Genomic DNA, 1,505 nt, shown 5'->3' with positions numbered 1-1,505 from the left:
GCCCAGCGCGGTGCAAGCGATAAGGCTCGTCGTCGCGGTCACGCGCCCATTTCCGCTGTGAAGCATTCGCTGTCGACCTAAGATGTATCCATACAGGCCGAGCAACACGAACACGTTGGCGAGGCTCTCCATGCGCTGGACGACGTACAGGACAGCGGTTAGGTTGATGGGCAAGACCATCCAGGCCAGGCTGACCAAGATTGCTGTGCCACTCTCGCGCTGGTCCGGTTGCAGTGGATTGCGTGCCACCAGCCTGCGCGTGATAAGGAAGACCAGCAAACCGTTGACCAGATGAATCACTATGTTGGTGATCTTCATCGGAGCGGGATCTACGCCGCTCGCGATGATATTCAATGCGAAGCTCAGAGAGGCAAGCGGCCGCTTGAAGTCGCTCGATGGTGAGGACAATGCCGCCGAAAGCAGATCAGGAACCGACGCGCGTGTGACGCGCAGGTCGGTGTTATCGACGATGTTCGGAAAGTCGTCGAAAGTAAATGCGCCCGGTAGGCCTTGCGCGTAGACAATCGCCGTCGCAAGCAAGGCCAGCGCCATCCATGCGGCGGGAAGCGCGCCGATCTGGCGAAGAGTAGGCAGGCGCATCAGCTGCGGCTTTCCAAGGAAGGCATGATCATTGCGAAGGTTTCCTCGAAGCGTCGATCAACGAAGCGCGTAAGTGCAAGAGTTCGGTATTCCAGTAATTCTGACGGCTCAGCACTCGATCGTGTACCCATGCCATGCCGGTGGACGGGCCGCGTATGGGAGGGGAGGGCAGGTGCGCATAGAGGTCCAGGTGGCCTATTGCAAGCTCCGGCGCGTTCGCCCGGCCGAGCGCGGCGGCCTGCTCGAGGGCCGTCTGCGGGGAAGGAGCCAGGCGCAGCGCTGCGTCAAAATGCACGCGCGCGAGTGCAACGTCACGTTGGGAGAGCGCCAGTTCTCCCCGGATATGTTCGATGTCCTGCATTCTCCCCGGGAGAGCTGTTATGTGCGGGTTGGTCGTCGCGTGGTCTAGCAGTTGCTCGAGCGCGCTGTCGTCCAAGCCGTGGCAGTAACCTCCCTGAGCGACCGCTACAGCCGGAGAAAACCAGCTGAGCAGGAGCCTGCCAGGGTCGCGTTGCGTCGTCTGCAGCGACATGCCCGCGAATGCAATGTCGCTGGCGTCTACTGTCCCGACTTGACAGCGCAGGTCCAAGATGGCAAGTGCAACCTGCGGCTCCGCCGCGAATTCGGAGCGGCGCGTCTCCACACGCTGCAGTCCGCGACGAGGAAATCCCGCCTCACCCTCCATCTGTGCCGCGTAGGCCTGCGCGCGTGCAGATCCAGGGGCGTCCGCTACCCAGGTCAAGGCCTGCGCTAACGGGTTGCCCCAAAGCGTCGTGAGACCGAGCGTGATCGTACCCATGGCGACGATTACCAATCCACCGATGGCAATGCCTGCGGCGGGGCGGTGGACTCTGCACAGCGCAAGTCCGAGGGGCCAGAACATTAGGGCCGCCGGCAGGTAGTTG

General features: G+C 62.2%; 2 pseudogenes. Both read right to left on the bottom strand.

What is annotated here, in order from left to right:
- Positions 1-600 (bottom strand): annotated as a pseudogene (locus AC1DT2_RS23110) (hypothetical protein); the annotation flags it as partial.
- Between the two features lie 28 nt (positions 601-628).
- Positions 629-1,505: pseudogene (locus tag AC1DT2_RS23105) on the bottom strand (hypothetical protein); the annotation flags it as partial.

It is taken from the genome of Luteibacter sp. P4_E6, assembly GCF_056401535.1.
Note: the sequence above shows the minus strand (reverse complement) of the source record. Positions and strands in the feature narration are given on the sequence as shown.